Annotated in this window: 11 protein-coding genes, 3 pseudogenes and 1 other annotated feature; of the genes and pseudogenes, 6 read left to right on the forward strand and 8 right to left on the reverse strand. The window is 65.0% G+C overall.

Annotation, left to right across the window (positions count from 1 at the left end):
• Position 1 precedes the first annotated feature (1 nt).
• Both AC2YHJ_RS02865 and AC2YHJ_RS02870 read right to left on the reverse strand, forming a co-directional pair.
• Positions 2 to 955, reverse strand: a complete 954-nt coding sequence (locus tag AC2YHJ_RS02865; protein ID WP_487393832.1) for a tripartite tricarboxylate transporter substrate-binding protein — start codon at positions 953 to 955, stop codon at positions 2 to 4.
• A gap of 76 nt (positions 956 to 1,031) precedes the next feature.
• Positions 1,032 to 2,234: an MFS transporter gene (locus AC2YHJ_RS02870; protein WP_487393833.1), complete on the reverse strand. Its 1,203-nt coding sequence runs from the start codon at positions 2,232 to 2,234 to the stop codon at positions 1,032 to 1,034.
• Positions 2,235 to 2,336: 102 nt separating this feature from the next.
• On the opposite strand from AC2YHJ_RS02870, the gene AC2YHJ_RS02875 reads away from it, so the two are divergent.
• The gene (locus tag AC2YHJ_RS02875) at positions 2,337 to 3,293 is read left to right on the forward strand and encodes a LysR family transcriptional regulator (protein ID WP_487393834.1); all 957 of its coding nucleotides are present in this window, start codon (positions 2,337 to 2,339) and stop codon (positions 3,291 to 3,293) included.
• Between the two features lie 278 nt (positions 3,294 to 3,571).
• Here the strand turns inward: AC2YHJ_RS02875 and AC2YHJ_RS02880 are convergent, their stop codons facing one another.
• Entirely contained in the window at positions 3,572 to 6,205 is a 2,634-nt protein-coding gene (locus AC2YHJ_RS02880; RefSeq protein WP_487393836.1) for a UvrD-helicase domain-containing protein, read from the reverse strand.
• Positions 6,206 to 6,681: 476 nt separating this feature from the next.
• On the opposite strand from AC2YHJ_RS02880, the gene AC2YHJ_RS02885 reads away from it, so the two are divergent.
• Together AC2YHJ_RS02885 and AC2YHJ_RS02890 are read left to right on the forward strand one after the other, a co-directional pair.
• The gene (locus tag AC2YHJ_RS02885; protein ID WP_487393837.1) at positions 6,682 to 8,964 is read left to right on the forward strand and encodes an McrB family protein; all 2,283 of its coding nucleotides are present in this window, start codon (positions 6,682 to 6,684) and stop codon (positions 8,962 to 8,964) included.
• Positions 8,961 to 10,208, forward strand: a complete 1,248-nt coding sequence (locus AC2YHJ_RS02890) for an McrC family protein (protein WP_487393838.1) — start codon at positions 8,961 to 8,963, stop codon at positions 10,206 to 10,208. The genes AC2YHJ_RS02885 and AC2YHJ_RS02890 overlap by 4 nt, the downstream gene beginning before the upstream one ends.
• 204 nt (positions 10,209 to 10,412) lie before the next feature.
• Here the strand turns inward: AC2YHJ_RS02890 and AC2YHJ_RS02895 are convergent.
• The 4 genes and pseudogenes from AC2YHJ_RS02895 to AC2YHJ_RS02910 form a co-directional block, all read right to left on the reverse strand.
• Positions 10,413 to 10,616 (reverse strand): annotated as a pseudogene (locus tag AC2YHJ_RS02895) (IS66 family transposase); the annotation flags it as partial.
• A 351-nt stretch (positions 10,617 to 10,967) separates the two neighbouring features.
• Entirely contained in the window at positions 10,968 to 11,291 is a 324-nt protein-coding gene (locus AC2YHJ_RS02900; protein WP_487393840.1) for a hypothetical protein, read from the reverse strand.
• A gap of 358 nt (positions 11,292 to 11,649) precedes the next feature.
• Positions 11,650 to 13,401 (reverse strand): calcium-binding protein, encoded by a 1,752-nt coding sequence (locus tag AC2YHJ_RS02905; RefSeq protein WP_487393841.1) that lies wholly within the window; start codon positions 13,399 to 13,401, stop codon positions 11,650 to 11,652.
• Between the two features lie 429 nt (positions 13,402 to 13,830).
• Positions 13,831 to 14,133, reverse strand: a pseudogene (locus AC2YHJ_RS02910) (integrase core domain-containing protein); the annotation flags it as partial.
• Between the two features lie 43 nt (positions 14,134 to 14,176).
• On the opposite strand from AC2YHJ_RS02910, the gene AC2YHJ_RS02915 reads away from it, so the two are divergent.
• Positions 14,177 to 15,580, forward strand: coding sequence for an IS30 family transposase (locus AC2YHJ_RS02915; RefSeq protein ID WP_487393842.1), 1,404 nt, complete (start codon positions 14,177 to 14,179; stop codon positions 15,578 to 15,580).
• On the opposite strand, the pseudogene AC2YHJ_RS02920 reads toward AC2YHJ_RS02915, so the two are convergent.
• Positions 15,546 to 16,522, reverse strand: a pseudogene (locus tag AC2YHJ_RS02920) (IS3 family transposase); the annotation flags it as partial. The gene AC2YHJ_RS02915 and the pseudogene AC2YHJ_RS02920 overlap by 35 nt on opposite strands.
• Positions 16,122 to 16,238: a sequence feature (AL1L pseudoknot), on the reverse strand. Its footprint overlaps the pseudogene before it by 117 nt.
• A gap of 284 nt (positions 16,523 to 16,806) precedes the next feature.
• On the opposite strand from AC2YHJ_RS02920, the gene AC2YHJ_RS02925 reads away from it, so the two are divergent.
• Positions 16,807 to 17,532 (forward strand): SOS response-associated peptidase, encoded by a 726-nt coding sequence (locus tag AC2YHJ_RS02925; protein WP_487393843.1) that lies wholly within the window; start codon positions 16,807 to 16,809, stop codon positions 17,530 to 17,532.
• A gap of 202 nt (positions 17,533 to 17,734) precedes the next feature.
• On the forward strand, positions 17,735 to 18,196 hold the full coding sequence (locus AC2YHJ_RS02930) for a GIY-YIG nuclease family protein (protein WP_487393844.1): 462 nt from the start codon (positions 17,735 to 17,737) through the stop codon (positions 18,194 to 18,196).
• Positions 18,197 to 18,229 lie beyond the last annotated feature (33 nt).

Below are 18,229 nucleotides of genomic sequence, written 5' to 3' on the forward strand. Positions count from 1 at the left end.
CCTATTCCGGCCGGAAGCCGCTGGCACGCACCATCGCGGACCATTGCGCGGCCTCGGTGCGCTGGATCGCGGCGAGATCGGCCGGGCCCGCGCCGCTCGGCGTGAAGCCCATCGCCGCGATGCGCGCGCGCAGCGCCGCGACGGCGAGCGCATCCGCCACCGCGGCGGCAAGTCTTGCCACTACCGACTCCGGCGTGCCGGCCGGTGCATAGAGAGCGAACCAGCCGGGCGCGACGATGTCGAAGCCACTCTCGCGCAAAGTCGGGATGTCGGGCGTGGCAAGCGATCGTTCGGCATCGGTACTGGCGACGATGCGCACCCGCCCCTCGCGCGCATGGTCGCGGAACTCGCCGAAGGAGGCGACGAACATGCCGATTCGTCCTGTCTGCAAATCAGGGAGGGCCGCTGGCGTGCCGCGATAGGCGACATGCTCCAGCGCCACGCCGCCGAGGCGGCCGAATTCCAGCCCCGCGAAGTGCGCGCCCGTGCCGAGGCCGGGCGAGCCGAAGCTGCGCCTTGCCGCATCGGCCTTGAACCAGGCGATTAGTTCCGCCGGGCTCCGCGCGGGATTGTCAGGGCCGACGGCGATCGCCTGGCCGAAGCGCATCACCTGCGCGACGGGGCGGAAATCGGCCACTGGATCGTAGCCGATCGCCGGATCGGTATGCGGCTGCAGTACCATCTGCGTCGCGGCGGCGAACAGCAGGGTGGCCCCGTCAGGCAGCGCGGCCTTTACGGCCTGGGCGCCGATGCGCCCTCCGCCGCCGGTTCTGTTCTCCACAATCACCGGCCGGCCGAGGCGCGGGCGCAGCTCCTCCGCCAGCAGTCGCGCGATGGCATCCGCCGCGCCGCCGGGCGCGAAGGGGAAGACGATCCGCAGCGGTGGTGCCTCCTGGGCCATCGCAGCGAAGGGCAGCAGGCCTGCGACGAGTAGCAGTCGGCGGGTCATCGTCATGGCGTGGCTCCTTGGATGACCGGGACAGGATGCAGTGGCGTGATCCAACCCGGCATTCGGAATGTCTTTGGGGGGATCAAACCGTTTGGAATAGGCTAGCGGAGGCGCGTGCCGGCATCACCACGCCGCGCAGCAGCACGCAGCCGACCATGCCACACAGACCCATGAGCAGGATCGGCACCGTTTCGCCGATCACGGTCGAGGCCGCCGCTACCGCAGGAGCGGCAAGCAGCACTGCGATGCCGCGTCCGGTCAGCAGCAGTCCGCTTGTCCCTGCTGCCGAACGGCGGCCGAACAGATCCACCGTCACGGAGGGGCAGAGCGCGACGAAGCCGCCCTGGAAGGCGCCGAAGGCCAACGCGAAAGGCGCCAGGAGAGCACCGCCCGAGCAAGCCCACAGCGGCATGGCAAGGCTGACGCCGAGGCAGCAGAGCAGCAGCGTGGCACCGCGTCCGAAGCGGTCCGCGACATGACCCAGTGCCACTCGGCCGAGCACGGAGCCCACGCCCACCGCGGCGAGCAGCGCGAGGCCCTGATCCCTGGACAGGCCAGCAAGCTCGGCCGAGCGGGGGAGCCAAGCGAAGGGCAGGGATACGGGCATGGAGACGAGCAGGACGGCGGTATAGAGCTTGAGGAATGCCGGGCTGCGGCACACCGCGCCCAGGCACGCACCCTCCCTGGCCGCGCCGCCGGCGGTGGCGCCCGGCAGCCGCGTCGCGCCCATCAGGCCCAGCACCAGAACCATCAGGGCCAGGACGCGCATCTGGGTGCGCCAGTCGCCAAGAGGCGCGAGCATGGCAGCGACGACGGGCACCAGCAGCGTGGCCACGCCGATGCCCATCGCTGCAATCCCGGAGGCCAGGCCGCGGCGCGCCGTGAAGCAGCACTGCACCGCCGCCATGGCTGGAATGTAGGCAAGGCCCACCCCAGCCCCGACAAGGACGCCGAAGGTCAGGGCCATCATTGCCAGGCTGTCGCTGAAGGCCGCCAGCACCAGCCCCGCCGCCACCATGACGATACCGCAGAGCGCTGGCCGGCGTGCCCCGATCCGGTCCGCGAGCGGCCCCGCCAGCGCACCCGCAAGAAAGCAGGTGCTGCCGGCCAGTGCGTAGACAATGCAGAGCGCCGGCTCGCCGATACCGGCTACCCGTGCCAGAACCGGCGCGAAGGCGGCGTAGGCGTAGATCGCGCTCCAGCCGCCGAGCAGCAGGAGGAAGGCGGCGCCCACCACCGCCCAACCCCTGGGGTGGTCCGGCATCGTCGTGTGGCAGTCTGTCACGGCGGGGCTCCCAGTGCGTGGCTGGCGTGCGGAACCCTGCCTGCTTGCAGATCAAAGAAGAATTCGTGTTTTCTTTGGGAGATAAAACTTGGGGGAATATCTATGGACCCGTTGCTCGCCTCGCGCCTGGCCCGCCGGCTGCGGCTGCGCGACCTGCACACTCTGCTGGTCGTGCTGGAAAGCGGCAGCATGGCCAAGGCGGCCGGAGTCCTCGCCCTGACCCAGCCCGCCGTGTCCAAGGCGATGCAGGAGATGGAGGCGGAGCTCGGCGTGCCGCTGCTGGAACGCGATGCGCGCGGCGTCAGGCCCACGGTGTTTGGCGATGCGATGGCCGCGCGGGCACGGGCCATTCTCGACGAACTCGGTCAGGGCGCGCGAGACCTCGCGCATCTTGCCGACCCGACTGTCGGCGAGGTGCGGATAGGCACGACGGAACCCATGACCGTCACAATCGCCGAGGCGATCCGCGCGGTCGCCAGCGACCGGCCGCGTATCACCTTCGAGGTGACGATCAGCGACACCGGTTCACTGCTGGCCGATCTGCGCGCGCGGCGGCTGGATGTGGTGGTGACGCGCTACGGCCTCAGCGGGGCGGACGAGGATCTCGACGCCGCCTGGCTGTTTCGGGTGCCGCTGGTGGCGGTGGCGGAGCGCCGAAACCCGCTGCTGCGCCGCAAGGGGCTGACGCTTGCAGGGGTGATGGATCAGCCCTGGACACTGTCGCCGCCGGACACCTTCCTGGGACGGCTGGTCGCCGCTGCGTTCCGGCGGGAAGGGCTGCCATTGCCGACGGCGGCCGTGACCTCGGTGTCCATCTCGATGCGCCTCAGCCTGATCGCTGGTGGGCACTACATCTCGATGCTTCCGCGGACGATGCTGCACCACCCCATCAACGCGCCGTGGCTGCGCGCGCTCGACATCACGGTGGAGGACAGTGAAGGAGCGATCGCGGCGCTGACGCTGAAGGGGCGCTGGATGCCAGGGCCGGTCGAGCTGTTTCTGCGCGCCGTGAAGGATGTCGGCCCGCAGACCGCGGGTGTCGATCCCATCCTGGCGTGAGCACATCGGACGCCGGAGCGTGAGAATGATGGAGCAGCGGAACGCTGCCAGAGAATTTCAATTTCCAGTTCCTACCGCTGCAGCGGTGGGAACCCAGGAACGAAATTCTCTGGCCAGGCCATGCCCCCAACCCCGTTGCCATCACCTCAACCATTAGTCATCAACGCAGAGGACTCTCCGTCTGACTGGAGACGTTCAGGGGAGCACGTCACTGCCCTGGAAATCTTGGATGACCTTCGCCGCTGTGGAATGGGATGACGTCTGGCGGCGAGCGGGCGTTAGAAAGGAATGTCCCGCTCATCGATGGCGATCACCGGGGCCGGCGGACGCTTCGGATATCCGTCCTCGCCGAGCGAGATGATCGACCCCGGCGGCATGATCTCCCCCAGGAACGACGATCGCTTTCCCCGGGCAGTGAACATCGCCACAGATTTCCGCGCGCGAGTCAGTGCGACGTAGAATAGGCGTCGCTCCTCGCTGTACGGAAAGCTGTCACCATCCGGCATCGCGAGCGTCAGTATGCTGTCGTCCGCGCGCTGGTTGGGAAATCCTCGTTCGACCATCGCTGGCAATATGATGTAGTCGGCCTCGCTCCCCTTGGATCGGTGCACTGTCAGGAACGAGATATCCATGACATCGCCGAACCGGGACTTCCAGTTTTCGGGCAGATATCGCTTGTCGTTGTTATAGCGGCCCAGGATCTTGACGGTGGCCTTCTTGCCGCCCTGGACGCCCGCTTCGTCGGCGAGGAGCTCCGACCGGAGGATGTCGAGGTAAGCCGTAATCGCGTTGAGGAGGTCGAATTGGCTCGGGGCCTCGAAGGCTCGGACAGAGTCTGGTCGGCTGCCGACGACTGACTCCACCTTCTTGCGCAGCTGCGCAGGGTTTTTCGAGACGAACTCACTCGAGATGTCGCAGATCTCTTGGGGGCACCGGAAGGTCTTCTCGAGCTTGAGGGTCTGCCCGGTTCCAAACGTCTCGGAGAACTTCGTCATGACGGAGACGTCGGCACCCGCGAAGCGATTGATTGACTGCCAATCGTCGCCGACAGCGAGCAGGTAGCGATGGGGCTTGGACACCAGGGCGCGGCACAGGCGGGCCCGAGCCTTGGAGGCATCCTGGAATTCATCGGCGAGGACGAGTCGGAACGGCGGGTCGACCAGGCCCTCCTCCAGGACATCGGCCGCGCGATTGAGCATGTCCTCGAAGTCGATGCCGCCCTCGGCCGCCAGGGCGTTATCCCAGGCTTTCGCGACCTCCTCCACGATATCCAAGAAGACGCGATAGCGAACTCTGAACGAGTCATCAGGCATGGTCTCAACCCGCGTGCGGATGGCCGCGACGGAGAGGCTGTTACTCTTCATGTGCGTAACGAAAGTGCGGATGAGCCCAATCACAGCGCCCTCGGGCACCGGAGGATCCCCAACGGCGCGCCGTTCCGGATTGGGATCGAGCACCAAGCCGCGCCTCGTTAGCTCCGTCTCGAGATATTCGAATGACAGATTGATGATCTCGTAAAATGTCGTCTCGATAAGATCAGTCTTCTTGGCTGCGTGTAATGCGCGTTTCCACTGAACGCTCTCCATGTAGCCTTGAAATTTTGGAGGCGGGCGGCCGTGTTTATCGAAAGCCAAATGCTCATGATATAGCCGGATCTCGGGGTAGTAGAAATCCGGATGATACTGCCGATAGGTTTCGGTCGCCGTGTCGAATTCATAAGGCTTCTCGTATTGGTATCGAACGCCTTGGTAGAAGAGCCAGTCGCAGATGAGCCGCTCCCCGTGGCTCTTAACGCGTCTTCCGTCGAGCGTGATGGGGATTGGTGGTGGGTCCGAAGTGCCCGGTGCTGGTGCGGGAAGATCCTTAGCTAGCACGATCCGGAAGAGGTCCCATCGTGCTCGAAAGGCCGGGTTGCGGTCTTTGATCCTGCCGATCAGCCACGCCAGCTTGCGTAAAGCACTCTGCTGATCGATCGCCCACTCGGGCACGGTTGGCTTCTTCCCCGTCGCCCTGGCGATGATTTGGAGCCCGAGGGCGTGGAATGTCGACGCGGGCACCGCGACGTCATCTCTTCCCAGTCGAGCGAAAGCTGCCGATGTCCTCTCGCCAAGCTCCTCCGCGGCCGCTTTGTTGAACGCGAGCATGATGACTTCATGCGGCTCAACGAAACCTCGCTCGATCGCGTAGGCCGCTCGCGCGACCATGGTCGAGGTTTTCCCCGAGCCTGCCGAGGCCACCACCTGAACGCGGTTGTCGAAGCAGATCACAGCGCGAGCCTGCTCCTCGGTGAGTGGGCGGCTCTCGACGCGATCGAAGAGACCTTTCGACGCGACTAGCTCTTTCTTCGTGTGCTCCTCGTTGATCGCACCCCAGGGCGGCGTCCACTTGCTCTCGATCAGCCGGAAAGCCTCGTCGATCTTCGGAACCGGATTGCGGAGATAGGGAGTGTACTTGTCATCGCGAAGGATGGGCCGCAACACGCTGAGATCGACGTCCGGCCGCAGTCCCTCGATGACCAATTGCTCCTCATGAGATATCCATCGCCGCTTGCTGGCGGCGGCGCGGAGGACATCGCGGATCTGCTCCAGCCACGCCGCGATCTTGCCGTACGCCGCGTCGACCTTCCGGGCCTCTGCGGTCCGGAGCACGCGCGCGATTGCGACGGCGAGAGACCGACCGCCAGAGTTCGGCAGCCCATTCAGCCGGACGGTCATCCCTTTCATAATCGGAAAGGAAATCGCGCTCCAGAACAGCCCCAGCCGGACGACCGGCGGATCCGCAGCGTATACCCCCGCACGAATGGTATCCCGCCCGAGCGTGAGCTCGAACTCGTCATCGATCAGCCGAAGATGCCAATCGGAATGACGAGATATGAGCTTGCCGAAGAAAGATGGCGCCCATTCCGTTTTCATGACGCCGGCAGAGGCCTTCAGCGAATTGGTCTTCTAGGGTCCGCGATACTACGGATTTCCGGTGAACAACAAGAAGCCCCTGAATTTCACCAGGGGCTTCTCATCATGGTCGAGGCGCCCAGCCTCATGCCCTCGGTGTCAACCCCCTCACGCTGGGCGTCTGACGCCACCTGGCGCCTGGCCATCCTTCCCATTGCATCCTTACCCTTTCGCAGCATGGCGCCTGCGACATTGCCCGCCGACAAGCGCGACCACGTCCGGGTGAACCCGCGGCCGGATGCGATCTCCGTCCTGCAGCAACTCCTCGCCTGGTTCCAGGATTACAACGCCGTCCAGCCTCACAACGGCTTGCAGATACTCTCGCCTCGTGAGTTCATCGCTGAGCAGCCAGCAACCCAAGCCGTGTGTCCGCTCGGGGGGCACTCCAACTTGTCACACTCCTGACCTCAAATCCCACCCAAGGACAATGCTAACCAATGTCGCGTTTCAATCCCCATCACGACGCGAACGCTGTGCTGTCTGCCGCTGTGGACTGGCGGGATCAATGCTTCGTTGGCGACGCTTCGATTCTCAGAGAGGGCGAACCGCTCTGGACCAAAGAGCACCTGGACGAACTTGATCGGGTGTTCGTTCAGAATCTCGACGAAGGTGACGGTACGTTCCTGGAAAAGCTTCAGGGCCAGCTGCAGGAGGCGTCTCCGGCAGGACGCCGCCTGATGGCCGAGGCGATCTGGATCCTGCTGCTATTCCCCAGCAACGTGTCCGCGGACCGAAAGCGAGAGACGGTGCTAACGGTATGGTCGTGGGGCGGCGAAGATCTGCCACCAGGCCATCCGCGCCTCACCGACACCGTCCTCGGGGGCCTTGGATCCGGTGGTCCGGGGTTTAATGCGCACCGCTGGCGCGAGCTTTCCTACCTGCTGACCATTGCTCGGGCCTTCAAGCACCTCGAGCCCGCCGCGAGGGAGACCGTTCTCTCGGATCCTTGGGGCTTCTCGCGCTGGCTCGACGGCGTGCCGCAGCAGGGCAAGCGACAGTTCCGCCACATAATTCGTCACCTCCTCTTCCCGGACCATTTCGAACGCATAGCGTCGGGTCGCGACAAGCGCCGGATCGTCGAAGCCTTCATGGGCTTGCCGGCTTCAGAGGTTCGCTCTTGGGATGACGAGAAGCGCAATCGCACACTGCTCGAGATCCGAGCGCGCCTCGAGAAGGAGAACGGGACACCTGAAATCGACTTCTATCGTCCTCCTTTTGAGGCGCGGTGGAAGGAGGATGCGGCGGTCCGAAGCTGGCTCCTCAGCTGGAACCCGCAGAATTGGGCCTGGGAAAGCCTCGCGGCAGACCGTGCTGCATCGGCCCGCGGCGAGCCGGTCGTTAGGCCTTGGCGCTGCGCTTCGTCGAAACCGAAGGAAGGCGACGCAGCATACCTCACGCGAACGGGCGGCGAGCCACGGGGGATCGTGGCGGCAGGCACCATCGTGAAGGCGCCGTTCGAAGGTCCCCACTACGACCCAACGCGAGCGGAGGCCGGCGAGGTCGCCAGCTTTGTCGAGGTGCAGTTCTCGGGGATAAGGGACGCCGCGCGGGATGAGATCGTTCCGCGAGATGCGCTGGCGGGGCGTTTCCCGAAGCAGCAATGGAGCCCACAGGGGTCGGGGATACAGATCGACCCGGCCGCAGCATCAGCGTTGGCAGAGCTTTGGAATGCCCTACCGCCTGTTGGGGTCGTCAACCCCGACGTCGGAGGGTCCACCGTCGCGCCGCCGTCCACCCGGCCGTCTGCCCCCCGCAATATCATCCTCTATGGTCCACCCGGCACCGGGAAGACACACCGCATTCAGGCGGTTTTCATCCCGAGCTACGAGGGACGAACTGCCGGCGGCGACGTCGCACGGCGCTTCGAGTTCATCACCTTCCACCAGAACTACAGCTACGAAGATTTTGTAGAAGGCATCCGGCCGGTGGTCCGCCCGGACGGGACGGTGGCATACGAAGTGCGCCCGGGCGTGTTCAAGAGGATCTGTGAGCGAGCAAAGGCTGATCCGGACCGGCGATACGCGGTGTTCATCGACGAAATTAACCGTGGGAACATCGCCAAGATCTTCGGCGAGTTGATCACGCTTCTCGAACCTGACAAGCGCGCCGCCTACGACGGCGCCGGCCGACTCATGTCTGGCCTCGAAGTGACTCTGCCGTACTCGGGTCAGGCTTTCGGCGTCCCGGCGAACCTCGACGTCGTCGGCACGATGAACACGGCGGACCGGTCCATCGCGCTTCTCGACGCCGCGCTACGGCGCCGTTTCGAGTTCGAGGAGCTTATCCCTTTGCCGAACGCCCTCACGGGCGCAGACGGCAACGGCCGCATCCCTGACGGCGACGGCGACGAGATTGATCTGCGAAGCCTGCTGGCAGCTCTCAATCGTCGCATCACCCATCTAGCGCATCGGGATCAAACGATTGGACACGCATGTTTCGTGCGGGTCCGTGATTTCGAGACGTTGCGGCGCGTGCTTGCGCGTGAGGTCGTGCCGTTCCTGCAGGAGCTGTTCTACGACGATTGGCGACGCATTCGGCTCGTACTGGCCGACCACACCGCGCCATCCGAGCACCAGCTGGTTCGGGAGACGCCAGTCAGCGCGGCGGAGCTCTTCGCTGGAGCAGACGACGATATTTCTGAGGGTGTCCACTACTCGGTCACACCAGCATCAGACATCACACCAGACGCGGTCCGGAAGATCTACGAGCCGATAGAATGACGGTGCTGACGGCTCGCGAACGCGACCTCCTCCGGGTCGGCGGCGACGGCGAGCTCACCACCGGGGAGCAGCGCGCGCTGGTGAAGCTCGAGCCGCAGTTGCCGCGCGGTGCGCTCACCTGGGAGCGTGGCGGAGTTCGGATAGGACCGTTTGCCGGAATTGTCCGGGCGGGCGACCTCGTGCTGGAGATCCTGCCGAAGATCGAGGTCGGTGCCTCGGACGACGTGCAGGCTCGAGGAGTGCTGGTAGCTATGCTCCGGAGCTCGGGTGAGCTTGCGGTCAATGATGCCGGCACCGCCCCGCTCGGCCTGCAGCGGCTGCACCTGCTCGATGTGTTCATCCTCGACTTCTGCGCGCGTATTTCCGGGCTCCTCCGGGGTGGCGCGATCCGGTCCTATCAAGCCTTCGAGGACGATCTGCCGACCTTGCGCGGGCGTCTCCGTTTGGCGGAGCAAATTCGCCGCACGGCCGCGGAACGCAGCCGATTGCGGTGTGGATTCGACGAGTTGTCCCCCGACAATCCCCACAATCGCGCGCTGAAGGCAGTCCTGGTCAGGCTACTGCCTCAGGCCATGAGGGTTGAAGCCCGGACGGCGGTGAGTGGGCTGTTGCACCGTTTGGCTGAGATCTCGGACGCTCCGTGCTCTCCGGAGGACATCGATCGCCTGCCGTTCAGCCGGCTGACGCTGGCCTGGAAGCCCGTGTTTCAGCGCGCCGCCTGGTTTCTCCGTGGCCTCTACCCGGATGTGCGAGCCGGCGGCGTCGAAGGTCTGTGTTTGCTCTTCGACATGCAGCGCCTGTTCGAGACATTTGTGGGGGCGTGTTTACGGCGCGAATGGCGGTCAAACGGCGCGGACTCGCGCGTTGTTCTGCAGGGGCCGTCCCAGCATCTCGCAGGTTCGACCGATGGCCCGGCCTTCCGCCTTCGGCCTGACGCTGCTGTGGTGTCCGCGGGAGGTGCCGTAGAACGATTGCTGGACGCAAAGTGGAAGCGTTTGGATCCAAGCGCAGCCGCTCGAGGCGTGGCCCGGGAGGACGCCTACCAGCTGGCGGCCTACGCTGGAGCGTATCGATGCCCCAACGTCGCGCTCGTCTATCCAAGACCACCCGGAGTACCTGCCGGATTGGTTGAGATTTTCGAGCTCCGGCTGCCTTCGTCGCCCCGGATCGAGGTCTACGCGTTGGACCTGGTTACTGCAGCAGGCGGACAGTCACTCCCAACTGGCCTGCGCCCAGGCGTCTGATCTGCTCTTCATGCTGTCCTCGTTCAGGGCCGCCGGCGCGCAGGGCGTCGATTGTAAGATCCGCTCTGGATGCCCGGCGGCCGACGAACGCCCAGTGCCTCGCAAATAAACTGGATGTGGTCTGCCGGAGAACAGCGGCGGGCATGGCAGACATTCAGCACCTGCCCCAGAAGCCGCAGATGGCGCGACGCCGGGGCCCGATGCCGGTTGCTCGCCCTTCCGGTCCGGCGTGAACTCGTAGAGCACCGCGGGCGGATCGCGCCCGCCGAACGGCCGGTCGTCGCGCAGGTAGGCCCAGAACCGTGCCGTCTGCGTCCTGCCACGCCCGGGCGAGAGCATCGGCATCGGCGTGTCGTCGGCATGCACCCGCGGCCCGGCCAGGGCGTGGCGGCCGATGAACGCGGCCAACCGCAGCGCTTCGAGATCGATCTGCCCGTCAAAGCCGATGATGCCGATCTGCGCGAGGGTCGTCGCCGAACGCGTGCCACGGTGCGTCGTCGAGCGTCGAACATTCACGAAGGAACACGCCGCTTATCGTAGGCCGTGACCAGGAAGCAGTCGCTCCTCTATGGTCTTCCGCGATGGGGACCCGGACCCGAAAGCGCGGGGACCGCCGGAGACGCCGCACAGCGGGGCGGATCGAGGGCGGTGGTGGGGAATGGCAGCGAACCCGCTGGAGCCCACCAGGCCGGCCAGCATCGGGCCGGCCGCATAGTCGGAGGGGCGTGCGGATATTGCGACCCGCGCCCGCCATCCAGCTCACGGCACTCGCCGCTTCGTCGCACCGACCGACAGTGTCGCCGCGCCGAGATCGAAGGTCGCCGTCGGCGAGATGTTCCTGGCCATGGCGCGGATGGTGTTGTTGGAGCACGCCGCGGTGTCGAGCTCGTTGAAGCGCGTCGAGGAAGCGAGCGCGGCATGCGCAAGATCCCCCTGCCGCGCGCCGTTGACGGTGACAGCGAGTAAGCTGTTCGCCCCCGGCGCCAAGTTCGGCAGACCCCACGACACCTCCGCGGCGAACTCCCGTTGTCCGATCGGCAGCGCAGCCGTGCCGCATAGCAGCGCCGGTGCCGCCTCGGGCAAGCCATAGAGCCTGAGAGCCTCGACTTCGATCTGCCCGTCAAAGCCGACAAGGCCGATCTGCGCAAAGGCAACCGCAGGGCCCGAGCCGCACTGTTTTGCGGCGGTCGCACGGCGGCGATCCGACGCGTCTCGGCCGCCTGGCCGCCCTGGCCTAGGTCATCGCCGTGCCGCTGCTGGCCACAACCGATGCCCAGTTTCACGCACCGGAGAGCCGCCCTCTGGCCGACGTGCTGACGGCGATCCGGCTAGGGACACCGGTGAACGAGATCGGCCGCGTCGCGGAAACAAATGCGCTACACCGCCTGCACCTGCCGGAGGAGATGGCGCGGCACTTCGCGCGCCGGGCCGAGCAGTCACTTCAGCCGATCAGCACCAGATCATTCGCCGAGAAGCCAAACGGCGATCCCCCTTCGAATACTGCAATTGTCGTAGTGCCGCCTACCGTACCGCCGTTAGCATCCCAGATTAGGGCACCAGTAGTGGTGTTCAGTACGACCTGTCCGATCCCAGCCGCCGAGGTTGCAATCCCCGATCCATTTGCTGAGAAGCGCCCAGAGGCAGCAAGGTCCATCCCCGCCACCAGTCCGCCACCGAAGCCGCTCGCATCGAGGGCGATGGCGTCGTGGCCCGAGGCGAAGCCGATAATGATGTCGCCACCCTCGCTGGCGAATCTGTAACGGAAGACGTCGTCGCCGGCTTCGCCGTGCAGCACGTCCTGTCCATTGCCACCGAGGAGCGTATCGTTGCCTGCGCCGCCTGAAAGCGTGTCGTTGCCGGCGCCGCCATTCAGGAGATTGTTGCCGGTATTGCCGGTGATTCCGTTCGCCAGCGTATTGCCAACGCCAGCCGTGTTGAGAGCGCCAGTCAGCAGCAGGTTCTCAACCTGCGCCGCCATGGTGTGGTGTCCCGCGGTCTCGACGCGGTCGACGCCGCCGCCCGCCAGTTCGACAACGGTGTCGAAGCCGTCGATCCGGTAAACGTCGTCACCGACGCCGCCGATCAAGCTGTCACTGCCTGCGCCGCCGACCAGGGTATCGTTGCCTGCGCCGCCCGAAAGCGTGTCGTTGCCGGCGCCGCCATTCAGGAGATTGTTGCCGGTATTGCCGGTGATTCCGTTCGCCAGCGTATTGCCAACGCCAGCCGTGTTGAGAGCGCCAGTCAGCAGCAGGTTCTCAACCTGCGCCGCCATGGTGTGGTGTCCCGCGGTCTCGACGCGGTCGACGCCGCCGCCCGCCAGTTCGACAACGGTGTCGAAGCCGTCGATCCGGTAAACGTCGTCACCGACGCCGCCGATCAAGCTGTCACTGCCTGCGCCGCCGACCAGGGTATCGTTGCCTGCGCCGCCCGAAAGCGTGTCGTTGCCGGCGCCGCCATTCAGGAGATTGTTGCCGGTATTGCCGGTGATTCCGTTCGCCAGCGTATTGCCAACGCCAGCCGTGTTGAGAGCGCCAGTCAGCAGCAGGTTCTCAACCTGCGCCGCCATGGTGTGGTGTCCCGCGGTCTCGACGCGGTCGACGCCGCCGCCCGCCAGTTCAACGACGGTGTCGAGAGCATCGACGACGTAGACGTCGTTTCCTGCCCCCCCAGCCAAAGTGTCGGCGCCATTGCCGCCGAAAATCACGTCGGTGCCGATACCACCCTCGATCCAGTCATTGCCGGCTCCGCCCTCGATCCAATCGGCCCCGTCTCCGCCACGGATCGTGTCGTTCCCGCCAAAGCCGAAAACGCTGTCATTACCCCCATAGCCCTGCAAGATGTCGGTGGCATCGGCGCCGTACAGGATGTCGTTGCTGCGAAATATGGCAGCGCGCAGGGCTTCTCCACCCAGCGATTGTGCATTTAGATACTCTGAGACCGTGATGTTCATATCTCGGATCCCATAGATCATGGATCCGTAGTTCCAGTCACTCATCTCCCGAATATTGCCAGATGTGAGATTTCCATAGTAATCGTAATAAAAAACCCCGTTGAAATCGATCGAACGCCCCATGTAATCGGTTACATGATATTCATCAAAGTCTGCATAATCGACGTACATAGGCCCCGAACCCGCATTCGGGTCGGAGACGCCCATATCGACACCGAAATCGCCGGCGACCATGACTGCCATCGAATCCACTCCACTCCATTGTGACGCGCATCGAGGTTTCTTTTTGGCGTCATTCTAGATAAATTGAGATTAGTGCCGATCGCCAAGCATCACCAATTGGTTGTATGCATGTGCCATTTCGAGCTTGCGCATAGCGTGACGCCACGCTTCTCAAGAAGGTCTGTTCCGGCAACCTAATGATGATGGGCGAAAGCGGCCCCGGCTCTTGAGCTGCCGGTAACTCGGGACTTCTGTCGAGAAAGCAGCAAGACGATCGCGACCTTCGCTTGGCTTCGCGCTGCTTCGGAGCGAATGGTCGCGTGCGCCGAGAGCACCGCGCTGCCCTGCTGAAAGCTGATCCGCGGGGCTCGGGCTGGTAGCACCCGGATCATCGGGTGCCGAACCGGAGTCTGAACCGCCCCGGGTTTGTCGGAGGCTGATTGGTATGGGTTACGCTGCCAGGAGCAGGGTCTCCTGGGCCGCGTAGTAGAGTGCTTCGGCCTCGGCCGGCGGGATATTGCCGATGGGCTCGAGGAGCCGCCGATGGTTGAACCAGTCCACCCACTCGAGGGTGGCGAATTCCACGGCCTCGAGCGAGCGCCATGGGCCGCGCCGGTGAATGACCTCGGCCTTGTAGAGACCGTTGATGCTTTCGGCCAAGGCGTTGTCATAGCTATCGCCGACGCTGCCGACGGAAGGCTCGATGCCGGCCTCTGCCAGGCGTTCCGTGTAGTGGATGGAGACGTACTGGGTGAATTCACGTGGTCGTCGCAACGCCTTGATGGAGGGAGTTGCGATGGGGAGCGGGAAGCGACGTTCGGGCCGAGCCCTGCGAGGCAAACTGTATTCACCTGGCCGGCCAGGGGTGGCGATGCGCGAGGAGCGACGACACTTCTGGACGCTGATTGCGGCGGGCCTGTCCAGCGAAGACGCGGCGACCGGCGTAGCGGTCTCGCAAGCGGTAGGGTCCCGCTGGTTCCGGGAGGCGGGAGGCATGCCACCATCGACACTGAGGTGTGCATCGAAGACGCCATCGGGACGGTATCTGTCGTTCGCGGAGCGTGAGGAGATCGCGCTATGGCGAGCGCAGGGGCATGGGGTGCGAGAGATCGCCCGGCGGCTAGGGCGGGCTCCATCGACAATCTCGCGCGAACTGCGGCGGAATGCCGCGACCCGGAGCGGCGGCCTGGAGTATCGTGCCACCACGGCCCAATGGCATGCAGAGCGGGCAGCGCAGCGCCCGAAACCAGCGAAGCTGGCCACCAACCCGACGCTGCGTAGCTATGTGCAGGAGCGGCTGGCGGGCGCTCTCGTTGCTCCGGACGGGGCCGCACTTGCTGGGCCGGTGGTGGCCTGGAAGGGCCGCCGCCAGGGGCAGCGACGGTCCCGGCGCTGGGCGCGTGCATGGAGCCCGCAGCAGATCTCGAGGCGGCTGTGGCTCGACTTTCCTGGCGATGAGACGATGCGGATCAGCCACGAGGCCATCTACCAATCGCTCTACGTCCAGGGACGCGGTGCGCTGAGGCGCGAGCTGACGGCCTATCTGCGGACCGGCCGACCGCTGCGTGTACCGCGGGCGCGGAGCAGAGGGCGGGGCAAGTCCTACGTCACGCCTGACATCCTGATCAGCGAGCGCCCGGCGGAGGCAGCGGATCGGGCGGTGCCGGGGCATTGGGAGGGGGACCTGATCCTCGGTCTCGGCAGTTCGGCGATCGGCACGCTGGTGGAGCGCGCAACGCGGTTCACGATGTTGCTGCATCTGCCGCGGATGCCCGGCCATGAGACCGTAGCGCGGATCAAGAACGGACCAGCCCTCGCGGGGCACGGCGCGTTGGCGGTGCGCGACGCCATCACGCGCACGATTACCACGCTGCCGGAGGCGCTGCGACGGTCGCTGACCTGGGACCAGGGAGCAGAGATGAGTGAGCATGCCCAACTGCGGATCAACGCCGGCATCCAGGTGTATTTCTGCGATCCACGCAGCCCATGGCAGCGCGGCACGAACGAGAACACGAACGGGCTGCTACGGCAGTACTTCCCGAAGGGAACGGACCTGGGCGCGCACAGCGCTGATGAACTCGCCGCCGTGGCTGCGGCGCTCAATGGACGGCCGCGTAAGACGCTCAGTTGGAAGACGCCGGCAGAAGCCCTTGATGAAGCGTTGCTCCTGGCGGAAACAGGTGTTGCGATGATCGGTTGAACCCGGGCTGGCTGCCCCTGTCGCTGTGATGCACGAGGCCGCCGCGATGCAGCGGGCGCCGCTCGTGCAGGGCCTGTTCCAGCGCATCCAGTACGAAGCCTGTATGCGCGGTCCGCGACACGCGCCAGCCGACGATCCGTCGCGCATAGGCGTCGATGATGAAGGCGACGTAGGCGAACCCCGACCAGGTCGCGACATAGGTGAAGTCGGAGACCCACAGCGCGTTCGGGCGCGGCGCCTTGAACTGCCGGTTCACGTGGTCCAGCGGGCAAGGTGCGGCCTTGTCGCTGATCGTGGTCCTGACTGGCTTGCCGCGGATCACGCCCTGCAGGCCCATGCTGCGCATCAGGCGCGCGACGGTGCACCGCGCCAGGTCATGACCCTCGCGCTTCAGCTGCCGCCAGACCTTGCGCACGCCATAGACGCGGAAGTTCTCCTCGAACACGCGATCGATCTCCGGCATCAGCGCGGCGTCACGCTGCGCCCGGGCCGGAAGCCTCGCCGGATCACGCCGCCGGGCCACCTGCGCGCGATAGGTCGATGGGGCGATCGGCAGGACCTTGCAGATCGGCTCGACCCCATAAACCCCACGATGATCATCGATGAAGCCGATCATGGCTTGAACCGGCGGTCGAGCTCCGCCTGGGCGAAATACGCCGACGCCTTGCGCAGGATCTCGTTGGCTTGGCGCAGCTCGCGGTTCTCGCGCTCCAGCGCCTTGAGCCGGGCCGCCATCTCCGTCGTCGGCCCAGGCCTGCGCCCGGTATCGCGCTCCGCCTGTTTCACCCACTCGTTCAGCGTCTGGCCCGTGCAGCCGATCTTGGCCGCGATCGACAGGATCGTCGCCCAGCGCGATGGGTGCTGAGCCTCGTGCTCCAGCACCATCCGCACCGCGCGGACGCGAACCTCAGGCGAAAACTTGTTCGTCGTCTTGCTCGTCATCGCTCCAGCCTCTCAGGAGTTGGAGCCTCCGACAAACCCAGGGCGGTTCAGACCGAGCTTATCCAGGCCGTCAAACTGTCCGACGGTTGGGGACCACCTCAGACCTTCGCTACCGTCTCCACCACCAGCATCCCGAAACAGGCCCCCGGTCATCCCAGGAACCACCGTGAACCCCATCACCAAGGGGGTCCCGTTTGGACGCCGATCACCCCCTCAATGGGGTCCTTCTTCCACGCCTATCCACAGCTATGCTCGCCCTCTGCTCTGCCCGTTGAGGTCCATTGATGTGCAACCTCTACAGCATTGTCTCGAATCAGCAGGCCATCCTTCAGCTTGCTCGAGCGTTCCGCGACACCTCGGGCAACCTACAGCCGATGCCCGCCGTGTTCCCCGACTACACGGCCCCAATCGTGCGGAACACCGCTGCGGGTCGCGAGCTGGCCATGGTCCGGTGGGGCATGCCCAGTTCGAAGGAAGCTCTGTTCAAAGCCGCGACGACACGCGCCGACAAGCTTCGGGCGAAGGGCAAGCCGGTAGACTTCGACAAGCTGCTACGGATGGAGCCTGACGGCGGCACTACCAACGTTCGCAACACCCCTTCCAAGCACTGGAAGCGCTGGCTAGGCGTAGAGAACCGCTGCCTGGTGCCCTTCACGTCCTTCAGCGAGTTCAACCGGGAGGCCGGCGGCGATATCTGGTTTGCCCGAGACGACAGCCGCCCACTGACTTTTTTCGCGGGGATTTGGGTGCCGCAGTGGACGAGCGTGCGGAAGGTGAAGACCGGCGAGGAGACAATCGATCTCTTCGGCTTCCTCACCACTGACCCCAACACTGAAGTGAAAGCAATTCACCCCAGGGCGATGCCGGTGATCCTCACCACGCCCGACGAGATCGAGACATGGATGAGCGAGGATTGGTCTGAAGCAAAGGATCTGCAACGCCCGCTGCCGAACGGATCACTGACGATCGTGGCGCGCGGTGAGAAGCGCGACCCGCCCCAAGTCGCGTAGTCCCGCGCCCACCCGAGCTTCACCTTCCCGCCGAGAGCACCAGACATTGACCGCCATATCTCTAGAACATCTGTTGCAGCCTGACCGCGCCATCCCCGCAAGTGTCTTAATGAGGAATATTGCGGCGGTCCCTGCGCTTCCTGGGCTCTACGGCTTTCTCTGCTCGGCAGCGCCAGGCGATCTTCCGTTGGATGACTGTCCGATGGGCCCGGGCGGTCACCTGATCTATCTCGGGATAGCACCTTCAAAGGCGCGTCGGCCGGCGGAGAACGAAGGCCGCCGCCACCTCCGCGCTCGCATGCGGGATCATCTGTTGGGGAACGCCGAGGGCTCGACACTACGCCGAACACTTGGCTGCGTTCTTGGCTTGCGTCTGCATAGGGTCGGAAGTGGCCGACGCATGACGTTCGGCCACCAAGGCGAACAAGCTCTCGACCGCTGGATGGCCGACCATCTGACGATTGCGATGCTGCCACTCTCAATGCCCTGGGAAGTTGAGGAGGGGTTGCTTCAGGTCGTTCCGCTGCCTCTGAATATCGCTGGATGCGCACACCCCTATCGGCAGACCCTTTCCTCCCTCCGGCAAGCAGCGCGTGCACTGGCGCTGACTTCACCCGTGTTCCTCGAAGCACCTGATGCGCGCCGCCGTCCGTCCACGGATTGATTTCGCGCGACGGACTGGTTGCCTCGGCCCTAC

Source organism: Roseomonas sp. SRI_022, assembly GCF_057586215.1.

What these genes read in the sequence shown, in the direction of transcription:
- AC2YHJ_RS02865 (WP_487393832.1), bottom strand. Translation starts at nt 955, where the DNA reads ATGACGATGACCCGCCGACTGCTACTCGTCGCAGGCCTGCTGCCCTTC.
- AC2YHJ_RS02875 (WP_487393834.1), top strand. Translation starts at nt 2,337, where the DNA reads ATGGACCCGTTGCTCGCCTCGCGCCTGGCCCGCCGGCTGCGGCTGCGC.
- AC2YHJ_RS02880 (WP_487393836.1), bottom strand. Translation starts at nt 6,205, where the DNA reads ATGAAAACGGAATGGGCGCCATCTTTCTTCGGCAAGCTCATATCTCGT.
- AC2YHJ_RS02885 (WP_487393837.1), top strand. Translation starts at nt 6,682, where the DNA reads ATGTCGCGTTTCAATCCCCATCACGACGCGAACGCTGTGCTGTCTGCC.
- AC2YHJ_RS02890 (WP_487393838.1), top strand. Translation starts at nt 8,961, where the DNA reads ATGACGGTGCTGACGGCTCGCGAACGCGACCTCCTCCGGGTCGGCGGC.
- AC2YHJ_RS02905 (WP_487393841.1), bottom strand. Translation starts at nt 13,401, where the DNA reads ATGGCAGTCATGGTCGCCGGCGATTTCGGTGTCGATATGGGCGTCTCC.
- AC2YHJ_RS02915 (WP_487393842.1), top strand. Translation starts at nt 14,177, where the DNA reads ATGGGGAGCGGGAAGCGACGTTCGGGCCGAGCCCTGCGAGGCAAACTG.
- AC2YHJ_RS02925 (WP_487393843.1), top strand. Translation starts at nt 16,807, where the DNA reads ATGTGCAACCTCTACAGCATTGTCTCGAATCAGCAGGCCATCCTTCAG.
- AC2YHJ_RS02930 (WP_487393844.1), top strand. Translation starts at nt 17,735, where the DNA reads ATGGGCCCGGGCGGTCACCTGATCTATCTCGGGATAGCACCTTCAAAG.